This is a genomic window from Robertkochia marina, from assembly GCF_004799345.1.
Taxonomy (GTDB): domain Bacteria; phylum Bacteroidota; class Bacteroidia; order Flavobacteriales; family Flavobacteriaceae; genus Robertkochia; species Robertkochia marina.
Genome location: NZ_SSMC01000001.1, coordinates 109,875 through 132,293, shown reverse-complemented (window position 1 = coordinate 132,293; position 22,419 = coordinate 109,875). Strand labels below are relative to the sequence as shown.

Here is a 22,419-nt window from a genome sequence, read left to right as displayed (position 1 = left end):
TATGGAATTTAAATACGGTGGTTCAGAAACGAACCAACGAACGGTGCTGGGGCACCCTTCAGGATTGTTCGTGCTTTTCTTTACCGAAATGTGGGAGCGATTCTCCTACTACGGGATGCGTGCTTTACTGGTTCTATTTTTAACTTCTGCCCTTTTAGATGGTGGCTGGGAATGGAGTAACGCCGATGCACTTAAGCTTTATGGTATTTATACAGGGTTGGTCTACCTGACCCCTATCCTGGGTGGTTTGGTAGCCGATAAACTTATGGGTTATCGCAAGGCTGTAGCCCTGGGGGCTCTGGTGATGACCCTGGGTCATGCTTCCATGGCTTTGGAAGGGATCACAGGTTCCTTTTTCTATCTCGGACTAGCTTTGTTAATAATTGGAAACGGACTTTTTAAGCCGAATATTTCTTCTATCGTAGGTCAATTATATAAAACTCAGGGGAAGGAAAAGGATGCAGGATACACCGTGTTCTACATGGGTATTAATGCCGGTGCCTTCCTTGGAATTTTACTTTGCGGGTATATCGGGGAGCAGGTAGGATGGCATTATGGATTCGGACTTGCAGGGATCTTCATGTTCTTCGGGATGCTGCAGTTTTGGTATGCACAAGGTATTTTTGGCGACATAGGTTTGAAGCCTGTTAAAGGAGAGGTTAAGATGGTTGGAGAGGTTAGTAAGGAAGAGGCTGAACATCCTGATCATGTATATAGAGATCGTGGAATTGTAATCGCTGTTTTTGCCTTATTCACCGTATTCTTCTGGTGGGCATTTGAGCAGGCCGGAGGTTCCATGACCATTTTTGCCAATAATTTTACGAACCGTGTTTTAGAAGGAGATGCCGGTATGGCCTTTAAGGTTATCAATTCTCTTATCGCTATTGTGCCTATGGCCATCATTACATGGGTGCTGGTACTGCTTTTTAAACAAACCTTTGCGAAATATTCACTTTCTAATATCCTTTTGGCAACAAGTTTTGTGATCATCTGGGGTATCGTATTATGGATGCTCGGCAGACAATTTCAAGACGATGCACCTGAGGTTCCTGCTTCGTGGTTCTCGGTGTTAAACTCCTTGTTCATCATTCTTTTTGCACCTTTATTCTCAAAGATCTGGCAGAATGTAGTAAACCCCTCAGGTCCGGTGAAATTCGCTATCGGATTATTCCTGGTAGGTGTTGGTTTTGCCTTTTTAGCTTATGGAGCATCGAATATTCCTCAAGGAGCTGAAACAGCTGCCGTAAGTATGATATGGCTTATCCTGGCTTATCTTTTCCACACCCTTGGAGAGCTGTGTGTATCACCGGTGGGATTATCATATGTTAGTAAACTTGCCGCTCCTAAATGGGTCGGAATGATGTTCGGTATCTGGTTTATGGCCAATTTCGTTGCTAACACTCTTGGTGGATTTACCGGAAGTTATATTGATCAGATCTCTGAAGAATACGGCCTGTCTACCTTCTTCCTGATATTTACGCTGATCCCTATTGGGGCAGCAGTGATCATGTTGTTGATAACCCCTGTTCTTAAAAAGAAAATGCACGGAATTCACTAATCTCCGTAGCTCGTTTTGATAATATAGTATCCCTTTTCACCCGTGTAGTGAAAAGGGATATTTTTTTGCATACAACTGAGTCTCCAGCGAGATACCAGCTCAGGATAATTACTTCCGTCAGCGATCACCCGAGACGGGCGAAGATCGTTCAAAAGGCGGTCCATGTTGATTTGGGTAGAATTTGTTAAAAGTATCTGGGAAGAGGTGGGCAGATCAGGAAACTTAAATTGATTGGTCGTGATCACCAAAAGAGATTCATTTCCTATTTTGAAGAAATATTCTTTACTGTCTGCTATGTCAAAGGCACTGCCTTCCCGGGAATAATGATGGCTCTGTTGCAGCCCGTTGCGGGTAATGTTTACTTCACTTTTTTTATAGTGATGGCTGATAACAAGTTGGTCGGGTTTTCGTAGCAGATTTTCGCTTAAATGCCGGATTTGAATAAAAATAATGCACATCGGGATGAGCATAAGATATTGTTTGCGGTAGACAGACCTCACCACTATAAAAAGAAAAGCATATAACACAAGTACCTGAACGGGCTGCAGGTTGATTACATATTCGGAGAAGACGGATTCAAATTGCAGGGCCCCGGTAATGTAATTTATGATCCTCGCAAGGTAGTTTATGAGCAATACGAATAGGCCAGGAACAATTCCGCCTATAAAAGCCAAGGAACCAAGGTAGGCAACAGGGAGAAAAAGCATAATCAGGGGGGTAAGCATCAGGTTGGTGAGAAGGAAAGCAACGGGAAATTGATGAAAGTAGTAAAGGGTTAAGGGTGCGGTGAACAATTGGGCAGGAAAGCTAATGGTGATCAGTCCCCAGATAAATCGTATTACCCTGTTTTTCGGTTTCCATATGCGGTCAAAGATAGGGCGAAGGAGAAATATTCCTGCCAGTGCCGCATAGCTGAGCTGAAAGCCTACGTCAAAAAGATACAAAGGGTGAAACACCAGAAGTATAAAAGCAGAAGTTATGACGGTGTTCAAGGCAGAAATACGGTCCTGAAGCAGTATGCTAAATGAAAGAAATACGCACATGACTCCTGCGCGTACCACAGAGGCAGAGGCTCCAACAAGAAAGATATAAAACGTAAGGAAAACGGAGAGCAATACAAAGTGAATGCCCCCTCCGTTTTTAAATCGTCTTAAAGGCCATAGCAAGAAACTTGTAAAGCTGACAAGAATACCAATATGGAGCCCGGAAAGGGCTATCAGGTGTGCGCCCCCAATAGCTCTGAGAGAATTATAAAATTCCGGACTTAGCTCAGATCTGTCGCCTAGAATCAACGCTTTTATGAGTCCAAGAGTTAATGGGTCGAGGGACTGATCTTCTATTAGACCGGTGAGATGATTTTTTAGCCGAAACATCCAAAATCGTACAGGGGATGGTTTTCCGGTTTCCGAAACGGAAGCGGGGTTTATTTCTGCAATAAGATGAATTCCTTTTTTTCTAAGATATTCCCGATAATTAAAAGCGATAGGGTCGGGTGGAGGGGCCGGGTAGTTCACTCGTGCAACCGAGAGGTATTTAAGTCCGGGTGTTAGTGACTGAACGTTTTTTGAGGTTTTAGGAATTTCCAGGATGGCCTGTAGAGGGCTTTGAGAATAATGTATGGGATTAACAGTTCCAATATATCTGTAGCGATATTTGGTGGCAGGTAATTCTTGCTGCACATAAATATTCGCAGCGATCGGTTTGTTGATGAAGGTGGCTATGAACGACCGGGGAGGGGTAAGCTGTGTCTGGCAGCTGTAAATGCCTATGGTTAGAAATAAAAGACCGCAAACTACTTCAAAATAGTGTTTACGGTTGTAGAGAAATGACAGGGCCAGGATACAGCAAAGAAATGCACCAACAGGAATGACGGGCATGGTGTTTATAGCTTCGGGTAAAAGATACCCGGCCATAATGCCCGAGGTTAGGTAAACAAGAAGTTTTAGGAGTGCAATGTTTAGTAACTTCATAACTAAAGTTACTAAAATATAGAAAATATTCTACAATATTCTTCTTGCGTGATGAAAGGCATGGTTCCAGTACCCCTCGCGTAATGATGAAACCATCACCCCTCGGGAGGTCGTGGCGTGAATGAACCGGATGTTATCATTGTTAACCTCTACGACTAATCCTACATGATTAATACGCTCATTACTTCTCCCGGTAGTAAAGAAAAGCAGATCACCTTTTTTTACCTCAGTTACTTCAACAGGTTCACCCTGGGTGGCCATGGCGGCAGAAGATCGCTGCAAAGGAATGTCGGCACTTTGGAAACTTGTGTATATGAGTCCGGAACAATCCATTCCTTTTTTAGAGGTTCCTCCATATTTATAGCGTGTTCCGTTGTAGGAGAGCGCCGTGTTTATGATGCCATTGACCAGGGGATGAATCTCAGGTACATCGAGGTTTTTGGATGCATCATTGGGTATTTCCTTAGTGACCGGGACTTCAGCTTGGTTATCGGCCATGATACGAACATGATTCCGGTTAGATTCTGCTGAGCGCTTTGAGGAGCCACAGGAGACCAGGAAGGCCGCAACGATGAAAGTAATAATAGGTGCTCTCATAATATTTGGGTTGCCCTAAATTATGAAATTTTTTGAAAGATCAATTGGGCTCCTTTTTCGCTGGCCCCTACGCCGCCCAGCTTTTGTTCCAGGGTATGGTAATCATCAAATATCTTTTTGCGCACCTCAGGATCCATTATTTTTTCAAATTCTTTCTGAAGTTCCTTTTCATTGAATTTATCCTGAATCAGTTCAACGACCACCTCCCGGTCCATGATGAGATTCACCAGGGAAATGTATTTCAGGGTAATGATCCTTTTGGCGATCTGGTAACTGATCCAGTTGCCTTTATAGCAAACCACCTGCGGGACTTTTAAAAGAGCAGTTTCCAGGGTTGCGGTACCGCTGGTAACCAGGGCGGAAGTTGAGGCATTCAGCAGGTCATAGGTTCTGCCGGAAACAAGAGAGATATTGCTTTTGCCAATGAACTGTTGGTAAAATTCACGATCCTGGCTGGGAGCCCCTGCAATAACAAATTGATAGTCAGGGTTGCGTTGGGCCACCTTGAGCATGACCTCCAGCATATTCGTGATCTCCTGTTTTCTGCTTCCGGGTAGAAGGGCAACGATCTCCCGGTCATCGAGGTTGAACTCTTTTCTGAAATCTTCGGGTGAGGTGCGTTCCTGTTGTGCAATAGCGTCGAGCAGTGGGTGTCCTATGAAGTTAACGGAATACCCGTGTTTTTTCTCATAAAATTCTTTTTCGAAGGGAAGGATGACAAACATTTCGTCAATGTCACGTTTAATAGCCTTTATACGTCCTTCCCTGGAGGCCCATATTTGCGGAGATACATAATAGAAAGTGCGGAATTGGTTTTGTTTGGCCCATTTGGCAATGCGAAGGTTGAAACCGGAATAATCAATAAAAATAATAACATCCGGCTGGTAGGCGGCAATATCATCTTTGCAAAACCGTATGTTGCTGAAAATAGTGGGAAGGTTTTTGATCACCTCAAAAAAACCCATGAACGATTGTTCTTTGTAGTGCTTTACCAGGGTGGCCCCTGCCGCAGCCATAAGGTCGCCGCCCCAGCATCGAAATTGTGCATCAGGGTCTTGTTTGGCCAGGGCCTTGATCAAATTCGAGCCATGGAGGTCTCCTGAGGCTTCTCCTGCAATCAGGTAATATTTCATGGAAGAGAATTTAAAAAATTTTAAGCAGTAGAATTACAAAGGCACTGATCAGGGTTGCTATTAATACCCCTTTGGCACGGTGATCTCTTTTAAGTTTTAAAAACCCAAAAAATGCTGCCATGTTCAACAGGGCTCCCAGGGCTATAACACTGCCCAGGTGGTCTTGTTGCCGGGCTGCAATGAGACTGTCTTCAATATTCATTTCAGAAAAAAGCAGCAGGTACAAAATAATTCCAAGGCAATTGGCGATGAGGCCTACCGCTATTCCGGTAGTGATTTCTTTTTTAATCATTAAGATTCCAGGTGTTAAGGTCTTGTATGCTATGATGTGCGGTCAGGTCAAACTGAACAGGTACCACTGAAACGTACCCGTGCTCTAACGCCCATTCATCAGTGTCTTCCCCTTTATCAAGATTGACGAATTTTCCGGTAAGCCAGTAATAGTCCTTCCCCATGGGGTTTGTTCTTTTGTCAAACTCCTCTACCCAGTTAGCTTTGGCTTGCCTGCAAACCTTGATCCCTTTGATCTCATTTTCAGGAAGTTTTGGGAAATTAACATTGAGTACAACGCCTTTAGGGATCCCGTTCTCAAGAGCTTCTCTGGTAATGGTTTCTACAAAGTTTCTGATCGGTTCAAAATTGGCATCCCAGGAATAATCGCATAAGGAAAAACCAATAGCCGGAATGCCTTCAATGCCGGCTTCAACGGCAGCACTCATGGTTCCGGAATAGATCACATTTATAGAGGAATTAGATCCGTGGTTGATCCCACTTACACAAATATCCGGTACTCTTGGCAGGATCTCTCTCACGGCCAGCTTCACACAATCTGCAGGAGTGCCACTGCAGCTGTATTCATCGTGTTCCTGTCCGTTCTTATATGGAGTGCAATACAGGGTTGAATTTACCGTAATGGCATGCCCCATGGCACTTTGTGGTTTGTCTGGTGCCACCACCACTACATCACCGATCTTTTTCATGATGGAGATCAGGGTTCTTAGCCCGGGAGCGGTGATGCCATCGTCATTGGTAACCAGGATAAGCGGTCTCTTCTTCATAGGGTAAAAACTTAGCTGCTAAATTAATGATTTTATGGTTTATGAATTCTGTAGGTTCTATTTAACAAAAAATTAGTTGGCACCGGAACGTATGGCATGATTTTTTCCTTATTTTAGATGTTCTCCGCTTTGAGCAGGGCTCATTATTAAAGGACTGCCCGGTTTTTGGAGATTAATAAAAATACCCGGTTTTAAGATGCCGGTAAATGATGCCGCCGAGTGCGGATCTAAAAATAACGAGATCTATGAAAAGGAAATTTGTTTATTTATTGGCAGCAATGCTGATCTCTGCTGCTTCATGCAGTTTTACCAATAAGAATTTCGATAATCCTGATAAGGATAAATTATTGATCGACCTGATTAGTTATGTGCTTGAGAAAGGACACTACAATCCGCAGGATTTTGATGATGATTTTTCCAGCAGGGTGTTTGACAGCTATATCGAAAATCTTGATCCGGCGAAAAGATACTTCTTAAAGGAGGATATTGAAGAATTTGAAGCATACAGGGAGGCGATCGATGATCAATTAAAAACTTCAGACCTGAGCTTTTTTAACCTGACCTACGAACGCCTTCTGAAAAGAATGGATGAGTCTAGTGTGATGTACAAGAAAGTGCTGGAAGAGCCCTTTGATTTTACGAAAGATGAGGTCATCAATCTTGATTTCGAAAACCTGGACTACGCTAAAGACAGGGATGAACTTTGGGAGCGTTGGAGAAAGCAGCTTAAATGGTACAGCCTGGAGCGGGTAGTTTCTTCAAAGCAGGAGAAGGAAGAGAATAACGAATCTTATGACCTTGCAGAATTAGAGGTGTCGGCACGAGAAGGTGTTGCTGAGATGTTGGATGATAATTTCGATATCTACGACGATATGGAACGTAAAGACTGGTTTGGGGTATACCTGAATGCAGTTGTTGAAGAATTTGATCCGCATACGTATTATTTTGCGCCGGAGGATAAGGATAAGTTTGATATGTCGATGTCCGGTAAGTTTGAGGGTATCGGAGCGCGTCTGGAGAAACGAAGTGACAATATTCGTATTGTTGAGATCATTTCCGGAGGCCCTGCCTGGAGAGGAGAGCATCTTGAGGTGGGCGACGTGATCACTAAGGTTGCCCAGGGAGGTGAAACTCCTGTAAGTGTTGTGGGCATGCGACTCGATGATGCGGTTAAACTTATCAAAGGGCCAAAAGGGTCGGAGGTGCGCTTGACTGTGAGACGAGTAGATGGTACTACTGATGTGGTTTCCATCACAAGAGATGTGGTAGAGATCGAAGAAACCTATGCCAAGTCGTCCGTTATTGAAAGGAACGGAAGAAAATACGGGTTGATCAACCTGCCGAAATTCTATGTAGACTTTAAAGATTACGACGAGCGGAATGCTGCAACCGACGTGGCTACAGAAATAGAGCGCTTGAAAGAAAGTGGTGCTGAAGGTCTGGTAATGGACCTTAGAAACAATGGGGGTGGATCTTTGAAGACCGTTGTTGATATTGCCGGCTTATTCATAAAAGAAGGTCCTGTGGTACAGGTGCGTTCAACAGGCCGTGGAAAAGAAGTGCTGGCCGATGAGGATGACCGTATTCAATGGGACGGACCCCTGGTTATTCTGGTGAACGAGCTTTCTGCCTCAGCCTCAGAGATCCTTGCCGCAGCTATGCAGGATTATGGAAGAGCTATCATTATAGGTAGTAAACAGACCTATGGTAAAGGAACCGTACAAAACCTTATCGATCTGAATCAGTTCCTCAGAGGAGGAGATGAGTTCGGTGACGTAGGGGCGTTGAAATTAACCACTCAGAAATTCTACCGTATCAATGGTGGGTCTACCCAATTGGAAGGGGTGAAGAGTGATGTGGTAGTTCCGGACAAGTATAGTTACAGTCCCATTGGAGAAAGAGATCAGGAGAATCCGCTGCCTTGGGATAAGATAGATGCAGTGCCTTACCAAAAATGGAAAGGATATATGGATATTGAAGCTACAGTGGCCCGATCAAAAGAGCGTATGGCTACGAATGAGCAGCTTGACCTTATTGAGGAAAATGCACTTTGGATCAAGGAAAGAAGAGAAGAGAAGGAATTCTCTCTGAACCTGTCCCAGTTCGAGGCTGTATTGGAGCACGATGAGGAAGCTGCCAAGAAGTTCAATAAGATCTCAGAATATGAAACGGGACTTACCTTCAAGCCTCTCGCTTACGAGATCGCGCTGATGGAAAAGGATTCTGTGCTTAAACAGAAAAGAGAGCGCTGGTATAAAGACCTGGCAGGAGATGTGTATATGGAGGAAGCTATTAATGTATTAGAAGATATTAAAGTGAATAACATCAAATCAGGTAAACTGGCAGATGTTAAGAACTAAAGAGAAGATTAAATTATAATTCTAGAAGCCCCGGTTGTTCGTTCATCCGGGGTTTTTTTATGTAGAGATATAGGGATATCGGGATGTACGGAGCTAAGAGCCAGCTGGCGCATTGGCCGGATATGACGTAGTTTCGGGGATATAGCTGGATAATCTTTGGGGACGAGCCTGCCTATCGGAGGCAGGTTTGAGTGGCGAGTTTTGTGCACTCGTCTTTGCGAGTCTACCTGTCGGTAGACAGGACCGCTGAAATTTGATTTCTTGTGGAGTGGGATGACGATGAACTACTCTAATGAAAAGTCAAATTTTAAATCCGTCAGTGGTAGGCCATAAATTGGCCGTGGCAATCTCCCGAATCTGGTAATACAGCTAACTTACCACCCTTCACTTATCATTTCATCCACGGAAAGGAAAGTCCTGAGCCCTGTATTATAGGGTGAAGGATCTTCTGAAGTAACCTCTTACCTAATTAAGGTGACATCTGTGTTCACCCTCATCAAGAAATGTAATTTCACATGTGTTTTAATCCTTAGAGGAGTGTTGAATTTAAGCAGATTGCTTCGTAGCCCTTCGGGCTCCACGCAAAGACACTGCTATCTGCAAACCTGCCTTCCGGTAGGTAGGCTGCAAACTGTTCTTACAGCCACTCATTGATCCGGTTAGAGTCGAGTTTGAGGAAAATAAAGAGCAACATGGTAAAGCCCAGTAATCCGGAGCCTCCGTAGCTGAAGAAGGGCAGGGGAATCCCGATAGTGGGAAGCAGCCCTATCACCATGCCGATATTGATGGCAAAGTGAAAGAATAGAATAGAGGCCACCCCATAGCCATACATGCGGCTGAAGGATGATTTTTGCCGTTCCGCCAGATAGATAAGCCTCAATATGAGAATGGCAAAAAGCACCACGACGACGGTTGAGCCAATAAAGCCCCATTCTTCGCCCACAGTACTAAAAATGTAATCGGTATGTTGTTCCGGTACAAAGTCACCCTTGGTGCGGGTGCCTTCCAGGAAGCCTTTTCCTTCAAGGCCTCCTGAACCAATGGCGGCCTCACTCTGATAGGTGTTGTACCCAATGGTTTTGCGTATTTCATCAAGTTTGGCAGGGTCGTCCTCCAGGCGCAGCCAAAGGCTGAAGCGGTCACGGTGGCGCTGCTCAAAGACATTTTCAAAAATAAAGTTTACCGAAAAAGTGGTTAAGGCAGTCCCGATAGCTATCGCAATAAACAATAGCGGACTCGCCTTTTTCTTTTTACGGTTCATGAAGTAGTAGATCAGTCCCAAAAGCGCTGAGATGCCCAGGATGACCACTAATGGTCCGTATATGAGGGTAAGGGCAAAAAGGATTACGCCATAGATGCCTACATAGAGATAGCCGGCAGAAACACCTTCTCTGTGAAGAACAAAGAAAAGCGAGGCGTATACCAGGGCACTACCCGGATCGGGCTGTGGGATGATCACCAGGGCCGGCAGTAACATGATACCTACAGCTTTTATCAGGTCTTTAAGATCGGTAATATTGGTTTGTATGTCACTCAGATACTTTGCGAGGGCGAGTGCTGTGGCAGCCTTGGCAAATTCCGAAGGTTGAAGCGTCATCCCTCCTATAGCATACCAGGAGGTGGCTCCATTTACATTTTTCCCAAAAATAAAGAGGCCCAGTAATGACAGGATAGAGGCCAGGTAAATGACTCCTGCAAATCTCTCATAAAATTTGGCTTCAATCGAAAGGAGTACGACCGCAAAAGCAAGACTGACACCAATAAACATGAATTGTTTCCCGTAAAGGGTTCCGATATCAAAAATGGAAGTGGAGTCTCCTGTATAGGTTGCCGAATAGATGTTAACCCAGCCGATAGCTACCAGCAGGATGTATATCAATATGCTTAGCCAGTCAATCTTGTTACTCATTCGCTTGTTTCGGTCGATTTGGTAGTTGGGGTTGTTTTTGTCGAATCGATTACGGTTGTTTTCCTGGTGGGTTTTGGCTTGTATGGTCCGTAGCCCGGAGGGTACATCATTTTCGATCCGTCGTTAATACTGAAAGGTTTTCCGGAAAGAGGCTTTTGGTATTCTTCTTCCAGGCTTCCTTCCAATACATATTCTTCCATTCGGGTGCTTTCTACCTCTCCCTTCAGGTATTTCTCGATCATGAGACCGGCAATTCTACCGGCCCAGCGACTTCCCCAATACCCGTTCTCAACAAAAACAGCCATAGCGATCTTCGGGTTGTCAACCGGCGCAAAGGCAACAAAAATGGAGTGGTCAGTAAGCTGTACCCTTACACTGTCTATTTTCGTGAAGTTCTCTGCGGTTCCCGTTTTTCCGGCGATCTCTATCCCGGGAATTTTGATCCATTTTGCCGTACCCTTGTTGTATACGTCGTTCATACCCTGTATAACAGGTTCAAAATGTTCCGGATCAATAGTGGTTTCGTGTTTGATCTCGTATTTAGACTTTTCAATAGTGTCATTCTCGATCTCCCGGATAATGTGAGGAGTGTAGTAATATCCTTTGTTCGCAATGATGGCGGTAAGGTTGGCCAACTGTATGGGTGTAGTAAGCACCTCTCCCTGACCAATGGCGTTGGATAAGGTATTGGTGGCAAACCAACGGTTTTCACCATAATAACGGTGGTATAATTCCGGCGACGGTACTTTACCGGGTTTACCGTTGGGCAGGTCGTACCCGAGGTAACTTCCAAGGCCGAAACTGCGAACGTGTTCCTCCCAGCGCTTCATTCCCTCTGAGGCATTGGGGTATTTCTCTATGATTCTTCGGTAAACATTCGCGAAATAAGCGTTACAGGATTCATAGATACCACGGTTAAGATTGTTTCTTGACCCTGAATTACAGTGGCAGCCCATAAAAGAATTTCTACCGTAGCGATACCCGTGGTAGCAGGTAAAAGTGGTCTGTTCGTCAATGACACCTTCCTGAAGGCCTATAAGGGCGTTCAAGGTTTTAAATGGTGATCCCGGAGGATATTGCGCAATGAGTCCTCTGTCGTAAAGGGGTTTGGCAATAGAATCGTAATAGAGTCGGGTATAATTTTCTGAACGCTGGCGGCCAACTAATAGCGACGGATCATAACTTGGTGCAGAAACCAAAGCCAGGATCTCTCCCGATGAAGGTTCCAGAGCTACGATACCCCCTCTTTTATTTTGCATGAGTTTTTCACCGTATTCCTGCAGGTCAATGTCAATGGTTAGGGTAATGTCCTGCCCTTGAACCGGCAGGGTGTCATAGATGCCATTCTTGTATGGTCCGATCACCCGGTTAAACCGGTCTTTCTGAATGAATTTCACGCCTTTCTGGCCCCGAAGTACCTCCTCGTATTGTTGCTCCACTCCCTGTCGGCCTATGAGTTCTCCCGATTGGTAGTAGGGGTTGTTCTTCAGGTCACGTTCATTTACCTCACTGATATAGCCGAGAAAGTTGGACCCCGCATGCGTTTGGTAGTGTCTGAGCGATCTCTTTTGAATGTAGAAGCCCTCGTACTTTCGCATTTTCTCCTGCAAGCGGGCGTACTCCAGTTTTGAAAGTTGAGGTACGAATACGGAGGGTAGTCGTGGAGAATAGGTGTATGCTTTTTTGAACTTTCTCTTAAAATCTTCTTCTGTAATACGCAATAAGTTGCAAAACTCTATAGTGTCCAATGGTTTTACGTCTCTGGGAATAACCATGACGTCATAGGAGGGTTGGTTGGCTACCAGCAGGTCGCCATCACGGTCATAGATATGACCTCGCTCCGGGTAATCATAAACCGCTTTGATAGCAGTGTCTTCTAAAGGGTTTTTGTTACTGCTGTCAATTAGCTGTAAATACGACAGCCGGCCAATGTAGGTAATGGCCGTGATAAGAATAAAGGACGATAGCAGTAGTTTCTTCATGTTTTCTTTTTACTGAATAGCGATATGAAGATCAAACTAAGTATAAGCGTAAAAATTGCCGAGAAAATAGTTTTTTTCACAATACTTACCAAGTGCGCAAAACTAAATATCTCCAGGCTATAAAGCACTAAATGGTGTGTTAAAATTAACAAGGTCAAATAGTTAATACGCTGCCCGAAGGTGGTCTTGCTTATTTTTATAGTGTGATAATCATAGCTAACCCCGAACGACCAACGCATGAGCACCGGCCTGAGATAGGCTGCTGTAAGGGTTGCTGCAGCATGAACGCCGCCGCTGTCACTGAAAATATCAATGCTTAACCCCAGTAAAAAAGATAAGAAGATAAAAATAATGGTGTTGTCCCGGTCATAGGGATAATACACCAAAAAGATGATATAGATGTAAGGGTTGAGATACCCCAAAAAATCGATCTGGTTGAATAAGGTGGTCTGTAAAAAGATGAGCACCAGGAAAAAGATGATATTTGAGAGGCTGCTATTGTTCATCGATAGTGCTTTCAAGTTTCAGGATCTCCTCTCTGTTTAAGTTTTCCAACACATAAACATGGTCAAGGGTTGCCATGTCATTAAAGAGATTGACATTAATGATATAGTAATTCTCAGAAACATCCAGGCTAAAGTCTTTTATCGTTCCGATAGGGATGCCTTTCGGGAAAATGCTCGACATACCTCCGGTAATAATAGTGTCTCCTTCTTTTATGGGGGCTGCTCTCAGAATGTCTACCAGTTGTACTACGTTAAGCGACTTTCCATCCCATTGCAGTGACCCGAAATTATTGGTGTGCTTTACACTGGCATTGATCTCAGACAGCGTGTTCATGACCGATTGCACGGTGGCGTAGCCCGAAGAGGTATTCTCAATGATACCTACAATACCCTGACTGGTAATGACTCCCATGTCTTGTGAGATGCTGTCTTTTTCACCCCGATCTATAAGGAGGTAATTTCGCTGTTTGGAATATGAATTTTTAATGACAGAGGCATTATATACCCTGTAGTCATTCAAAAGGCTGTCCTTTCCAAAGCGGGGTTTTGCCTGTGCGGTGTCTACACCGGCATTGAGCAGCATGCTTCGAAGTACCCGGTTTTCTTTGACCAGTTGTTCGTTGTAGCTCTTTAAATGGAAATAATCGGTAATGGCATCGGAGGTATTATAAATGCCTCCGGTAAGCCAGTTTGCCGAATTTACGAATTTAGTATTGTGATAGGAGTGGGCATTAAATGTTAATCCCAGGGCAATAAACAGAAGCACCAAGTATGTAATAAAGGTTTTGTTCCTTATTAGAAAATTGATGATCTGTTGCATGTATCAGCTGTTCTCCTATTTGATAAGAATCGGTTTGTATTTTTCCAGGTTTTTCAGTGCAATACCGGTACCTCTAACAACAGCTCTCAGCGGATCTTCTGCGATGTAAACCGGGAGGTCTGTTTTTTGTGAGATTCGTTTGTCCAGTCCTCGCAGCATAGATCCCCCACCGGCCAGGTAAATACCGGTATTGTAGATGTCTGCAGCAAGTTCAGGAGGAGTTTGAGAAAGGGTTTCCATAACGGCATCTTCAATTCGAAGGATCGATTTGTCAAGCGCTTTGGCAATTTCCCGGTAAGAGATCTGCACCTGCTTAGGCTTTCCTGTAAGGAGGTCTCTACCCTGAACACTCATTTCTTCCGGCGGCACCTCGAGGTCTTCTGTTGCGGCTCCGATGGCGATCTTAATGTTTTCAGCAGTGGTTTCCCCAACGTAAAGGTTGTGTTGGGTTCGCATGTAGTAAATGATATCATTGGTAAATACATCTCCTGCGATCTTTACCGATTTGTCACATACGATTCCTCCAAGGGCGATCACCGCGATCTCTGTGGTACCACCACCTATATCAACGATCATGTTTCCTTTGGGTTGCATGATATCAAGTCCGATACCAATAGCTGCAGCCATGGGCTCGTGTATCAAATAGACTTCTTTACCGTTAACGCGTTCTGCAGATTCCTTTACCGCTCGCATCTCCACCTCTGTAATCCCTGAGGGTATACAGATAACCATACGCAGGGTAGGCTGGAGAAATTTCTTTTTAAGCGCGGGAATTCCTTTGATGAACATATTGATCATCTTCTCAGAGGCATCAAAGTCAGCGATTACTCCATCCTTAAGCGGACGAATCGTTTTGATGTTTTCATGGGTCTTCCCCTGCATCATATTCGCTTCCTTTCCAACTGCAATAATTTTCCCGGAGATACGATCTCGGGCAACAATGGAAGGACTGTCTACCACCACCTTGTCATTATGGATGATCAGGGTATTAGCAGTACCAAGATCTATAGCGATCTCTTCGGTTAAGAAGTCAAAAAATCCCATGGATAAAATTTGGTATTAATTTGGATGTAATCTAATCTTCCAAATGTAATAAATTAATGTTTAAAATGGCGGGTTCCTGTAAACACCATGGCCATATTATTTTCATTGCAATAATCAATGCTCAGCTGATCCTTGATCGAACCCCCCGGCTGTATCACTGAAGTAATACCTGCCTTGTCTGCAATCTCCACACAATCAGGGAATGGGAAGAATGCGTCGCTGGCCATGGCGGCCCCATTGAGGTCAAATTTAAAGGAAGCTGCTTTTTCTATTGCTTGTCTGAGTGCATCCACCCTGCTGGTCTGTCCGGTGCCACTGGCACATAATTGCTTGTTCTTTGCGAGTACGATGGTGTTAGACTTGGTGTGCTTACAGATCTTGGAGGCAAAGATCAGATCTTCTAAAGAAGAATCTCCCGGCTTTGCATTGGTTACATATTCCAGGTCTTCTACAGTGTCGGTTTTCAGGTCTTTGTCTTGTACTAAAACACCATTCAGGCAGGTTCTTACTGTGCTCTGAGGAAGTTCAACGTCTTTTTGGACCAGAAGAATTCTGTTCTTTTTTCCTTTCAGCAGCTCAAGTGCCTCGTCTTCAAAAGCAGGAGCGATAACCACCTCGCAGAATAATTTGTGAATCTCCTCTGCGGTAGCGGCGTCAATGGTGGTGTTTGAGATAAGGATTCCTCCAAAAGCCGACACAGGATCTCCCGCGAGGGCGTCAATGTAGGCTTCTTTTATGGTAGATCTCGTGGCAATACCACAAGCATTGTTGTGTTTCAGAATGGCAAAGGTGGGGTCGTCATTTTTGAACTCACCAATAAGATTCACTGCGGCATCTACATCAAGCAGGTTATTGTATGAAAGCTCTTTTCCATGAAGCTTGTCGAACATGGCTTCAAGGTCACCAAAGAAAACACCCTTTTGGTGTGGGTTCTCTCCATAGCGCAGCTCTTTTCCTTTGTCCTGGCTGATCTTTAGGACAGTTTCTTCAGCATCTCTGTTGAAATAGTTAAAAATAGCCGTATCGTAGTGAGATGATACATTAAATGCTTTGGCGGCAAAACGCTTACGGTCATAAAGGCTGATGCTGCCTTCTGCCTGGTTCAGAATGTCTAAAACTTCACCGTATTGCTCCATCGAAGAGACACACCATACGTCTTTGAAGTTTTTAGCTGCAGCCCGAATTAATGAAATACCACCAATGTCGATCTTTTCAATTATGTCTTGTTCTCCGGCGCCACTGGCAACGGTTTTTTCAAATGGGTAGAGGTCTACAATCACAATATCCAACTGAGGGATCTCGTATTTTTGCATCTCAGAAACATCTCCTTCGTGGTCTTGCCTGTTCAGAATACCTCCGAATACCTTTGGATGCAGTGTTTTAACCCTGCCACCCAGAATAGAAGGGTAGCTGGTAACGTCTTCAACGGCGATCACATCGATTCCCAGATCCTTGATAAAAGCCTCGGTACCACCTGTAGAATAAATAGTTACTCTCAGCTGGTCAAGTTTCCTCACAATGGGTTCAAGCCCCTCTTTACTAAATACGGAAATTAAAGCAGATTGTGCCTTTTTAATATCACTCATTTGAATTGCGTTGTTTAAGGGTGCAAAAATAAATTTTTTTGATAAGAATCATTGCAAATAAGGTATTTAAATACCTTATTATTTTAAACAACGCCCGAGCATTAAAGTATGGTGGCCACCTGCCGGTTCACGTATTCCAAAAAGGCTTCGTCTTCAGGGGTAAATGGATCAGGAGTATGAGAATCAATATCGATCTGGCCTATGTTCTCACCATTAACGAACAGGGGTATGACCACCTCTGCTTTTACATGAATACTGCAGGCAATATAGTTGTCCTGTGCTTTTACATCAGGTACCACAAAATTCTCATTTGAAACAGCCACCTGTCCGCAAATTCCTTTTCCAAAAGGAATAATCGTGTGGTCTGTCGGTTCTCCGGCATAGGAGCGTAGTTTTAATTCCTCTTTATCGCCATTCTTAAAGTAAAAACCAACCCAGTCATAATAGGGTACAGAATTGCGAAGTAATTCGCAGATGGCGGTTAATTTTTCTTCAGTATTCCCGGAAGTGCCGGCAATAATACGGTCTATTTCTGGTTTCAGGGTTTCGAATTCCATAGCGTTTATTAAAAATTGTGAAGGTAGTCTTTCTTCCGCAAAATACCTTACAGTTTTTTTGGGTCAGTTTACAATGATCACTGAGTTGATGTTTCCGTTTACATCGTATTCCTGGGTAGGGTTTGCGGGGTCGGTGATCCAGATGTCATCAACAACGAATTTGTAATGGTGTTTGCCGTTGGTGAGTTCTATTTTTAGTTCCCAGCCTTCCGGGGTTCGTTGCATCACATCAATGCCAGGTTTCCAATTATTGAAAGTGCCTACTACTGCCACCTTACCGGCAGATTTATGAGTGTGAAGAAAAAAGCGCACTTCCCTGGTTACGCGAAGTACAGAGACAAGATCCAGTTCCTGGTGTTTAATAAGGTTGTCATTAAAAGGGTCCGGCATATAGGTGCCGTCTACAATGAATTTGTATTGATGGTATCCGGGTTCGAGGTCAACCGCCAGGTTCCAGCCGTTCTGGGTCTTATTCATGACCAGGTTATGGTTGTTCCAGTTGTTAAAGCTGCCGGTAACTACAACCTCACTGGCTTCGATGAATCCGGGTAATCTGAACAGGGTGTTACCCATGGGGTCGGCCGTGAAGGTGTTGAGTTGAAGAAAATAGCTGGGACTCCCGTCAGGGTGGGTCCCGGCAACCACGTGATCTCGAAAACTGGGGTCCGGTTCTGCCCAGAATTTACCATTCACAACATATTTAAAGTCCCAGGTGAGCTCGTCCTTAAAAAAGGAAAGGGGCTGCGATAATACAAAAACCTCATCTCCCAATGGTTCCATGTAGACCCCCTCCTTGCTCCAGTTATTAAAATTTCCTGAGATGCATACTTCCTTCACCTTCACTCGTGAAGGTTTTTTAAACCGCCCGTTCTTAAGTCTCTGAAAGGTTTCGTAATCCTCGGGGGTAAAGACAAAGATCACCTGGTCGTCCTTTATGTAGTGACCCAGTTTTTGAGCCGAAGAAATGCATGGGGTCATCATCAGGATCAGAATAATGAACCGGGCCGAAAAAAAAGGTATGCATCTTTTAGTTTTCATGCATTGTTCTTGGCGGCAATGAGTTCATTGTGAAGGGAAAATCGGGCTGCCCATGGCGTTTAGCAGGTTGAGAGCGACGTTGTAGGAAAGGGGGGTGGGAGTAATTAGGAAATTTACCGAATTATAGTAACAGCTGAACAGGAATTCCGTTGAACTTTGTTTTTATCTGACAAAATAAGGGGCAATTTCCTCATTGAACCATGATGACCGAATTCAGGTTGCCATATCGGTCAATTTCTTTGATCTCATTGTCAGGGTCAATGATCCAATTGCCGTCTACAATAAATTTGTATTGATGCTTACCGCCTGTTAGGTCTATGCAGGCTTCCCAGTGATCTCCGTTTTTGGTCATAGGTGTGGCTTCAGGGTTCCAGTTGTTGAAGGTTCCGGAAACATATACCCTTTGGGCCTGTATGTGATCGTAAAGTTCGAAGAACGTAGGCTTGGTGATCTCTTTTACAGAATTAAAACCTCCGTACTCATTCGTGATCTTGATCGGATTTTTAACATCATGCTGCCACTCTCCATCAATGATAAACTTATAGGTGTATTGACCCGGAGGAAGATCCAGGGTAAGCTGCCAGGTATCCCCGTTTTTATGCATCCTGAGGGCTTCTTCATTCCATTTGTTGAAACTGCCGGACAAGATGACTACTGTGGCATTTTCATGACCTTCCAGGGTGAAAGTAGCATTGCCGTTCGGGTTGGGAATAACGGTGTGAAGTTTCAGGTTGTATACGCTATTCCAGAAATCGCTCTGTTCAGATAGGGTGATATTCTCAAAATTGGTGTCGGGCTCTGCCCAGAAAGATTGGTTTGCCAGGTATTTGAACTCCCAGTCAATATGATCGTTCAATTCTTTGATGCTTTTTACCAGTTGAAATTTGGTTGCAGAAACCCTTTTCATCTTCCAGCCCTGACGGGACCAGTCATTAAATTCACCTGTCAAATACACATTGTTAACATCCAGGTCTTCGGCTGAGATGCGCCTTCCGTCTTGGTCGTTCGTATACTTTTTATAGTCCTTGAGGTTAAAGGTAAAGACCACCGAATCGTTAACGATCTCATAGCCCTTTTGCTGGGCAGTCCCAACTAAGGTGCTTACAGAGAATAGTAATATGAGAATCCGGGTCAGCTTCATGTTCTCGTGGTCTTATAGGGTAGCTTCACAAAAGTAATGAGTTTCTTTTTGTAGTTGATCAGTAATCTTTTCATGGCAATGAAGTCGTATCCCAATACACCGTCAACCCGGGTCCCGTAAGCTTCTTTCATATCGCTCAGGTCGGCAAGAATGGTTCTCATTACGCCGATGGGGTAGGAGTCATCCAGTCGCAGATCATAGAGTCTTCCTGCCAGCATTTCACTTTTTTTATGGCCCATACCTCTTAGTTTAATACGTTTGATGCCTCTGAATTTCTTCAGGGCTTCCCCCGAAATATCAGAATCGAGAAAGTTGATCTCAGCCCCGGTATCAAGGGCCATTTTTAAGGGCGTGGTACCAAGAGTGGTATTCAATACAATGCAATGTCCGTGATCGAGAAAGGGTATTTCTGCTGTGGGGGTGTCTATAAAAAAGTGATCGTCAATGCGGTTTCCTACATTGTCAGTTCTGAACAGGGTAACCTGTTTAAGATAGAAGTCAATATAGATCTCGAAATCATAAAGCACACTTTTGCCCATCACCCCAAGGATCTTTAGTTTTTTGTTTTTTTCGATATGTGAGAGGTCTAAGAGATCACCAAGTTTATAGGGTATTTCAAAGGAATTAAAGTTGAAACTTTCTATGCGTTGAGCAGAGACAGACTGCAGGCTTCCGGTTACACTGTACCCAACTCCTTGTTTGATCTGAGTGTGGCGTTGTTTGAAGTGATTTTTATTGATCACCAGGTTCTTCGAGCCTGTATCGAGGATCAGATTGCCTTGCTGGCCGTTAATACTGCCTTTAAGGATGATGAGATGGTCGGCAAGTTGAAAGGGAATACGAACAGTATTTTCAGAGAGGACTTCGGCTTCAGGAAAACCTATCATGGCAGTCCATATGGCCGGGGGACAGGCATGACTGTTCAAAATAATGAAGAAGCATAAGATATATAAGTGCCTTAAGGTCAATTCCTGTCGCTTTATTAAAAAGACGACTTTAGGGAGGTTGTGTTACAATAAAAAAAAGAGCCGCGAACGGCTCTTTTCTTTGAATTCTGTCTGAAATGTGATTACATCATTCCGGGCATTCCTCCACCACCCATCGGAGGCATGGCAGGATGCTCTTCTTTAATGTCAACCAGCGAGCACTCTGTGGTCAGGATCATTCCTGAAACAGAAGCAGCGTTTTCCAGGGCGATACGTGTTACCTTGGTTGGGTCAATAATACCCGCCTTAAGCATATTAACGTATTCATCGGTTTTGGCATTATATCCGAAGTCGTCTTTACCTTCGTATACTTTAGCAACCACTACAGAGCCTTCTTTTCCTGAATTTTCTACGATAGTTCTCAGAGGCTCTTCGATGGCTCTGGCAACGATTTGTACTCCGGTTGCCTCATCATCATTTTCAGGGCTAACACTTTCAAGAGCTGCCTTTGCTCTGATCAGGGCTACTCCTCCTCCGGCTACAATTCCTTCTTCAACGGCAGCACGGGTAGCGTGAAGGGCGTCATCAACACGGTCTTTTTTCTCCTTCATTTCAACTTCTGAGGCTGCACCAACGTAAAGTACGGCCACTCCTCCGGCTAACTTGGCCAAACGCTCCTGAAGCTTTTCACGGTCGTAGTCTGATGTAGTAGCTTCGATCTGAGCTTTGATCTGGTTTACTCTGGTCTGGATGTTGTCGGCATCACCACTACCGTTAACAATGGTGGTGTTGTCTTTGTCAATGGTAACTGTTTCAGCCGTACCCAGCATATCAAGAGAAGCATTCTCCAAAGAGAAACCTCTTTCTTCAGAGATCACGGTACCACCTGTAAGGATGGCGATATCTTCAAGCATGGCTTTTCTTCGGTCTCCAAATCCGGGAGCCTTTACGGCAGCGATCTTGAGTCCGCCGCGAAGCTTGTTCACTACTAAGGTAGCCAGCGCCTGTCCGTCTACATCTTCTGCAACGATAAGTAGTGGTCTTCCTGATTGAGCTACAGGCTCAAGTACCGGAAGGATTTCCTGAAGATTCGAGATCTTTTTATCAAATAAAAGGATGTAAGGATTGTCGAAAGACGTGATCATCTTTTCTGAATCGGTAACGAAGTATGGAGAAAGATATCCTCTGTCAAACTGCATTCCTTCTACCACGTCTACATAGGTATCGGTACCTTTGGCTTCTTCTACAGTAATAACACCTTCTTTTCCTACTTTTTCAAAGGCCTGGGCGATCAGATCTCCGATAGTTTCATCGTTGTTGGCAGAAATGGCGGCCACCTGCTTGATCTTCTCTGAAGAGTCTCCTACTTCCTGAGCTTGTTTGGTAAGGTCGGCAACAATAGCTTCAACAGCTTTGTCGATACCTCTTTTCAGGTCCATTGGGTTGGCTCCGGCAGCTACGTTCTTCAAGCCTTCCTTAACGATTGATTGAGCAAGAACGGTAGCCGTGGTAGTACCATCACCTGCAAGGTCATTGGTTTTAGAGGCAACTTCTTTAACCATCTGAGCTCCCATGTTTTCAAGAGCATCTTCCAGTTCGATCTCCTTCGCTACAGATACACCATCTTTGGTTACATGAGGTGCGCCAAAAGATTTGCTGATGATTACGTTTCTTCCTTTTGGTCCCAGGGTTACTTTTACCGCGTTAGCCAGGGCGTCAACACCCTTTTTAAGGCCGTCACGTGCTTCAATATCAAATTTTATTTCTTTAGCCATTTTCTAATGTTTTTTTGATTTTGTTTCTATGAAACGGTATGATTATACTGGTTGAGATTTATACGATAGCAAGAATGTCGCTCTCTCTCATCATAAGGTAGTCGTTGCCTTCCAGTTTTAATTCTGTGCCTGAGTATTTCCCGTAAAGTACGGTATCTCCAACTTTCACAGTCATTTTTTCATCCTTGGTTCCCGGGCCAACAGCAACCACAGTTCCTTTTTGTGGCTTTTCTTTGGCGGTATCAGGAATAATAATACCTGAAGCAGTTTTGGTTTCTGCTTCTAAAGGTTCTACCAGAACTCTGTCTGCTAATGGTTGAATGTTCACTTTAGACATATGCTTTATTTTAGTTAATGAAACTTTTAAAATTCACTTCCTCCTAAGAGGCAGAAACTATGCCAATGCTCAAGGCCTGACAAAATGCAAAAAAAAATGCCAGCTTTCTGACAAGCTGGCAT

General features: G+C 44.1%; 19 protein-coding genes. 2 read left to right on the top strand and 17 right to left on the bottom strand.

What is annotated here, in order from left to right:
* Position 1: 1 nt before the first annotated feature.
* A complete protein-coding gene (locus E7Z59_RS00500; protein ID WP_136334333.1) occupies positions 2-1,558 on the top strand; it encodes a peptide MFS transporter in 1,557 nt (518 codons plus the stop codon).
* Here E7Z59_RS00500 and E7Z59_RS00495 read toward each other — a convergent pair.
* Genes E7Z59_RS00495 through surE form a run of 5 tightly spaced genes read right to left on the bottom strand, consistent with a single transcriptional unit; the run spans position 1,555 to position 6,316 of the window.
* Positions 1,555-3,528 carry a ComEC/Rec2 family competence protein gene (locus tag E7Z59_RS00495; protein ID WP_136334332.1) on the bottom strand — a complete coding sequence of 658 codons (1,974 nt, stop codon included), beginning with the start codon at positions 3,526-3,528 and terminating at the stop codon, positions 1,555-1,557. The genes E7Z59_RS00500 and E7Z59_RS00495 overlap by 4 nt on opposite strands.
* A 30-nt stretch (positions 3,529-3,558) precedes the next feature.
* Positions 3,559-4,125 carry a C40 family peptidase gene (locus E7Z59_RS00490; RefSeq protein WP_242015653.1) on the bottom strand — a complete coding sequence of 189 codons (567 nt, stop codon included), beginning with the start codon at positions 4,123-4,125 and terminating at the stop codon, positions 3,559-3,561.
* Positions 4,126-4,145: 20 nt separating this feature from the next.
* Complete coding sequence (lpxB, locus tag E7Z59_RS00485; RefSeq protein ID WP_136334331.1) at positions 4,146-5,258, bottom strand: lipid-A-disaccharide synthase; 1,113 nt, start codon at positions 5,256-5,258, stop codon at positions 4,146-4,148.
* A gap of 10 nt (positions 5,259-5,268) precedes the next feature.
* The gene (locus E7Z59_RS00480; RefSeq protein ID WP_136334330.1) at positions 5,269-5,550 is read right to left on the bottom strand and encodes a hypothetical protein; all 282 of its coding nucleotides are present in this window, start codon (positions 5,548-5,550) and stop codon (positions 5,269-5,271) included.
* Positions 5,543-6,316: a 5'/3'-nucleotidase SurE gene (gene surE / locus E7Z59_RS00475; RefSeq protein WP_136334329.1), complete on the bottom strand. Its 774-nt coding sequence runs from the start codon at positions 6,314-6,316 to the stop codon at positions 5,543-5,545. Before surE ends, E7Z59_RS00480 begins: the two co-directional genes overlap by 8 nt.
* Before the next feature lie 245 nt (positions 6,317-6,561).
* Here surE and E7Z59_RS00470 point away from each other — a divergent pair, with 245 nt between their 5' ends.
* A complete protein-coding gene (locus E7Z59_RS00470; protein WP_136334328.1) occupies positions 6,562-8,676 on the top strand; it encodes a carboxy terminal-processing peptidase in 2,115 nt (704 codons plus the stop codon).
* A 637-nt stretch (positions 8,677-9,313) separates the two neighbouring features.
* Here the strand turns inward: E7Z59_RS00470 and rodA are convergent.
* From rodA to E7Z59_RS00410, 12 genes are all read right to left on the bottom strand, one after another.
* Complete coding sequence (rodA, locus tag E7Z59_RS00465; RefSeq protein WP_136334327.1) at positions 9,314-10,585, bottom strand: rod shape-determining protein RodA; 1,272 nt, start codon at positions 10,583-10,585, stop codon at positions 9,314-9,316.
* Positions 10,582-12,567, bottom strand: coding sequence for a penicillin-binding protein 2 (gene mrdA, locus E7Z59_RS00460; RefSeq protein ID WP_136334326.1), 1,986 nt, complete (start codon positions 12,565-12,567; stop codon positions 10,582-10,584). Before mrdA ends, rodA begins: the two co-directional genes overlap by 4 nt.
* Positions 12,564-13,073, bottom strand: coding sequence for a rod shape-determining protein MreD (locus tag E7Z59_RS00455; protein ID WP_136334325.1), 510 nt, complete (start codon positions 13,071-13,073; stop codon positions 12,564-12,566). The genes mrdA and E7Z59_RS00455 overlap by 4 nt, the downstream gene beginning before the upstream one ends.
* The gene (mreC, locus tag E7Z59_RS00450; RefSeq protein ID WP_136334324.1) at positions 13,063-13,893 is read right to left on the bottom strand and encodes a rod shape-determining protein MreC; all 831 of its coding nucleotides are present in this window, start codon (positions 13,891-13,893) and stop codon (positions 13,063-13,065) included. Before mreC ends, E7Z59_RS00455 begins: the two co-directional genes overlap by 11 nt.
* A gap of 15 nt (positions 13,894-13,908) precedes the next feature.
* Positions 13,909-14,937, bottom strand: a complete 1,029-nt coding sequence (locus tag E7Z59_RS00445; protein WP_136334323.1) for a rod shape-determining protein — start codon at positions 14,935-14,937, stop codon at positions 13,909-13,911.
* 53 nt (positions 14,938-14,990) lie between these two features.
* On the bottom strand, positions 14,991-16,523 hold the full coding sequence (gene purH, locus E7Z59_RS00440) for a bifunctional phosphoribosylaminoimidazolecarboxamide formyltransferase/IMP cyclohydrolase (RefSeq protein ID WP_136334322.1): 1,533 nt from the start codon (positions 16,521-16,523) through the stop codon (positions 14,991-14,993).
* A gap of 101 nt (positions 16,524-16,624) precedes the next feature.
* Complete coding sequence (locus E7Z59_RS00435; RefSeq protein ID WP_136334321.1) at positions 16,625-17,080, bottom strand: GAF domain-containing protein; 456 nt, start codon at positions 17,078-17,080, stop codon at positions 16,625-16,627.
* 63 nt (positions 17,081-17,143) lie between these two features.
* On the bottom strand, positions 17,144-18,118 hold the full coding sequence (locus E7Z59_RS00430; protein WP_136334320.1) for a hypothetical protein: 975 nt from the start codon (positions 18,116-18,118) through the stop codon (positions 17,144-17,146).
* 190 nt (positions 18,119-18,308) lie between these two features.
* Positions 18,309-19,259 carry a hypothetical protein gene (locus tag E7Z59_RS00425; protein ID WP_136334319.1) on the bottom strand — a complete coding sequence of 317 codons (951 nt, stop codon included), beginning with the start codon at positions 19,257-19,259 and terminating at the stop codon, positions 18,309-18,311.
* Positions 19,256-20,146 carry a pepsin/retropepsin-like aspartic protease family protein gene (locus E7Z59_RS00420; RefSeq protein ID WP_143969424.1) on the bottom strand — a complete coding sequence of 297 codons (891 nt, stop codon included), beginning with the start codon at positions 20,144-20,146 and terminating at the stop codon, positions 19,256-19,258. Before E7Z59_RS00420 ends, E7Z59_RS00425 begins: the two co-directional genes overlap by 4 nt.
* A 182-nt stretch (positions 20,147-20,328) precedes the next feature.
* The gene (gene groL / locus E7Z59_RS00415; protein WP_136334317.1) at positions 20,329-21,960 is read right to left on the bottom strand and encodes a chaperonin GroEL; all 1,632 of its coding nucleotides are present in this window, start codon (positions 21,958-21,960) and stop codon (positions 20,329-20,331) included.
* 58 nt (positions 21,961-22,018) lie between these two features.
* The gene (locus E7Z59_RS00410; protein WP_136334316.1) at positions 22,019-22,297 is read right to left on the bottom strand and encodes a co-chaperone GroES; all 279 of its coding nucleotides are present in this window, start codon (positions 22,295-22,297) and stop codon (positions 22,019-22,021) included.
* Between the last annotated feature and the right edge of the window lie 122 nt (positions 22,298-22,419).

What these genes read in the sequence shown, in the direction of transcription:
- groL (WP_136334317.1), bottom strand. Translation starts at nt 21,960, where the DNA reads ATGGCTAAAGAAATAAAATTTGATATTGAAGCACGTGACGGCCTTAAA.
- E7Z59_RS00455 (WP_136334325.1), bottom strand. Translation starts at nt 13,073, where the DNA reads ATGAACAATAGCAGCCTCTCAAATATCATCTTTTTCCTGGTGCTCATC.
- E7Z59_RS00430 (WP_136334320.1), bottom strand. Translation starts at nt 18,118, where the DNA reads ATGAAAACTAAAAGATGCATACCTTTTTTTTCGGCCCGGTTCATTATT.
- E7Z59_RS00435 (WP_136334321.1), bottom strand. Translation starts at nt 17,080, where the DNA reads ATGGAATTCGAAACCCTGAAACCAGAAATAGACCGTATTATTGCCGGC.
- E7Z59_RS00480 (WP_136334330.1), bottom strand. Translation starts at nt 5,550, where the DNA reads ATGATTAAAAAAGAAATCACTACCGGAATAGCGGTAGGCCTCATCGCC.
- E7Z59_RS00425 (WP_136334319.1), bottom strand. Translation starts at nt 19,259, where the DNA reads ATGAAGCTGACCCGGATTCTCATATTACTATTCTCTGTAAGCACCTTA.
- surE (WP_136334329.1), bottom strand. Translation starts at nt 6,316, where the DNA reads ATGAAGAAGAGACCGCTTATCCTGGTTACCAATGACGATGGCATCACC.
- E7Z59_RS00495 (WP_136334332.1), bottom strand. Translation starts at nt 3,528, where the DNA reads ATGAAGTTACTAAACATTGCACTCCTAAAACTTCTTGTTTACCTAACC.
- E7Z59_RS00490 (WP_242015653.1), bottom strand. Translation starts at nt 4,125, where the DNA reads ATGAGAGCACCTATTATTACTTTCATCGTTGCGGCCTTCCTGGTCTCC.
- E7Z59_RS00470 (WP_136334328.1), top strand. Translation starts at nt 6,562, where the DNA reads ATGAAAAGGAAATTTGTTTATTTATTGGCAGCAATGCTGATCTCTGCT.
- E7Z59_RS00445 (WP_136334323.1), bottom strand. Translation starts at nt 14,937, where the DNA reads ATGGGATTTTTTGACTTCTTAACCGAAGAGATCGCTATAGATCTTGGT.
- E7Z59_RS00420 (WP_143969424.1), bottom strand. Translation starts at nt 20,146, where the DNA reads ATGATAGGTTTTCCTGAAGCCGAAGTCCTCTCTGAAAATACTGTTCGT.
- lpxB (WP_136334331.1), bottom strand. Translation starts at nt 5,258, where the DNA reads ATGAAATATTACCTGATTGCAGGAGAAGCCTCAGGAGACCTCCATGGC.
- mrdA (WP_136334326.1), bottom strand. Translation starts at nt 12,567, where the DNA reads ATGAAGAAACTACTGCTATCGTCCTTTATTCTTATCACGGCCATTACC.
- E7Z59_RS00410 (WP_136334316.1), bottom strand. Translation starts at nt 22,297, where the DNA reads ATGTCTAAAGTGAACATTCAACCATTAGCAGACAGAGTTCTGGTAGAA.
- purH (WP_136334322.1), bottom strand. Translation starts at nt 16,523, where the DNA reads ATGAGTGATATTAAAAAGGCACAATCTGCTTTAATTTCCGTATTTAGT.
- rodA (WP_136334327.1), bottom strand. Translation starts at nt 10,585, where the DNA reads ATGAGTAACAAGATTGACTGGCTAAGCATATTGATATACATCCTGCTG.
- mreC (WP_136334324.1), bottom strand. Translation starts at nt 13,893, where the DNA reads ATGCAACAGATCATCAATTTTCTAATAAGGAACAAAACCTTTATTACA.
- E7Z59_RS00500 (WP_136334333.1), top strand. Translation starts at nt 2, where the DNA reads ATGGAATTTAAATACGGTGGTTCAGAAACGAACCAACGAACGGTGCTG.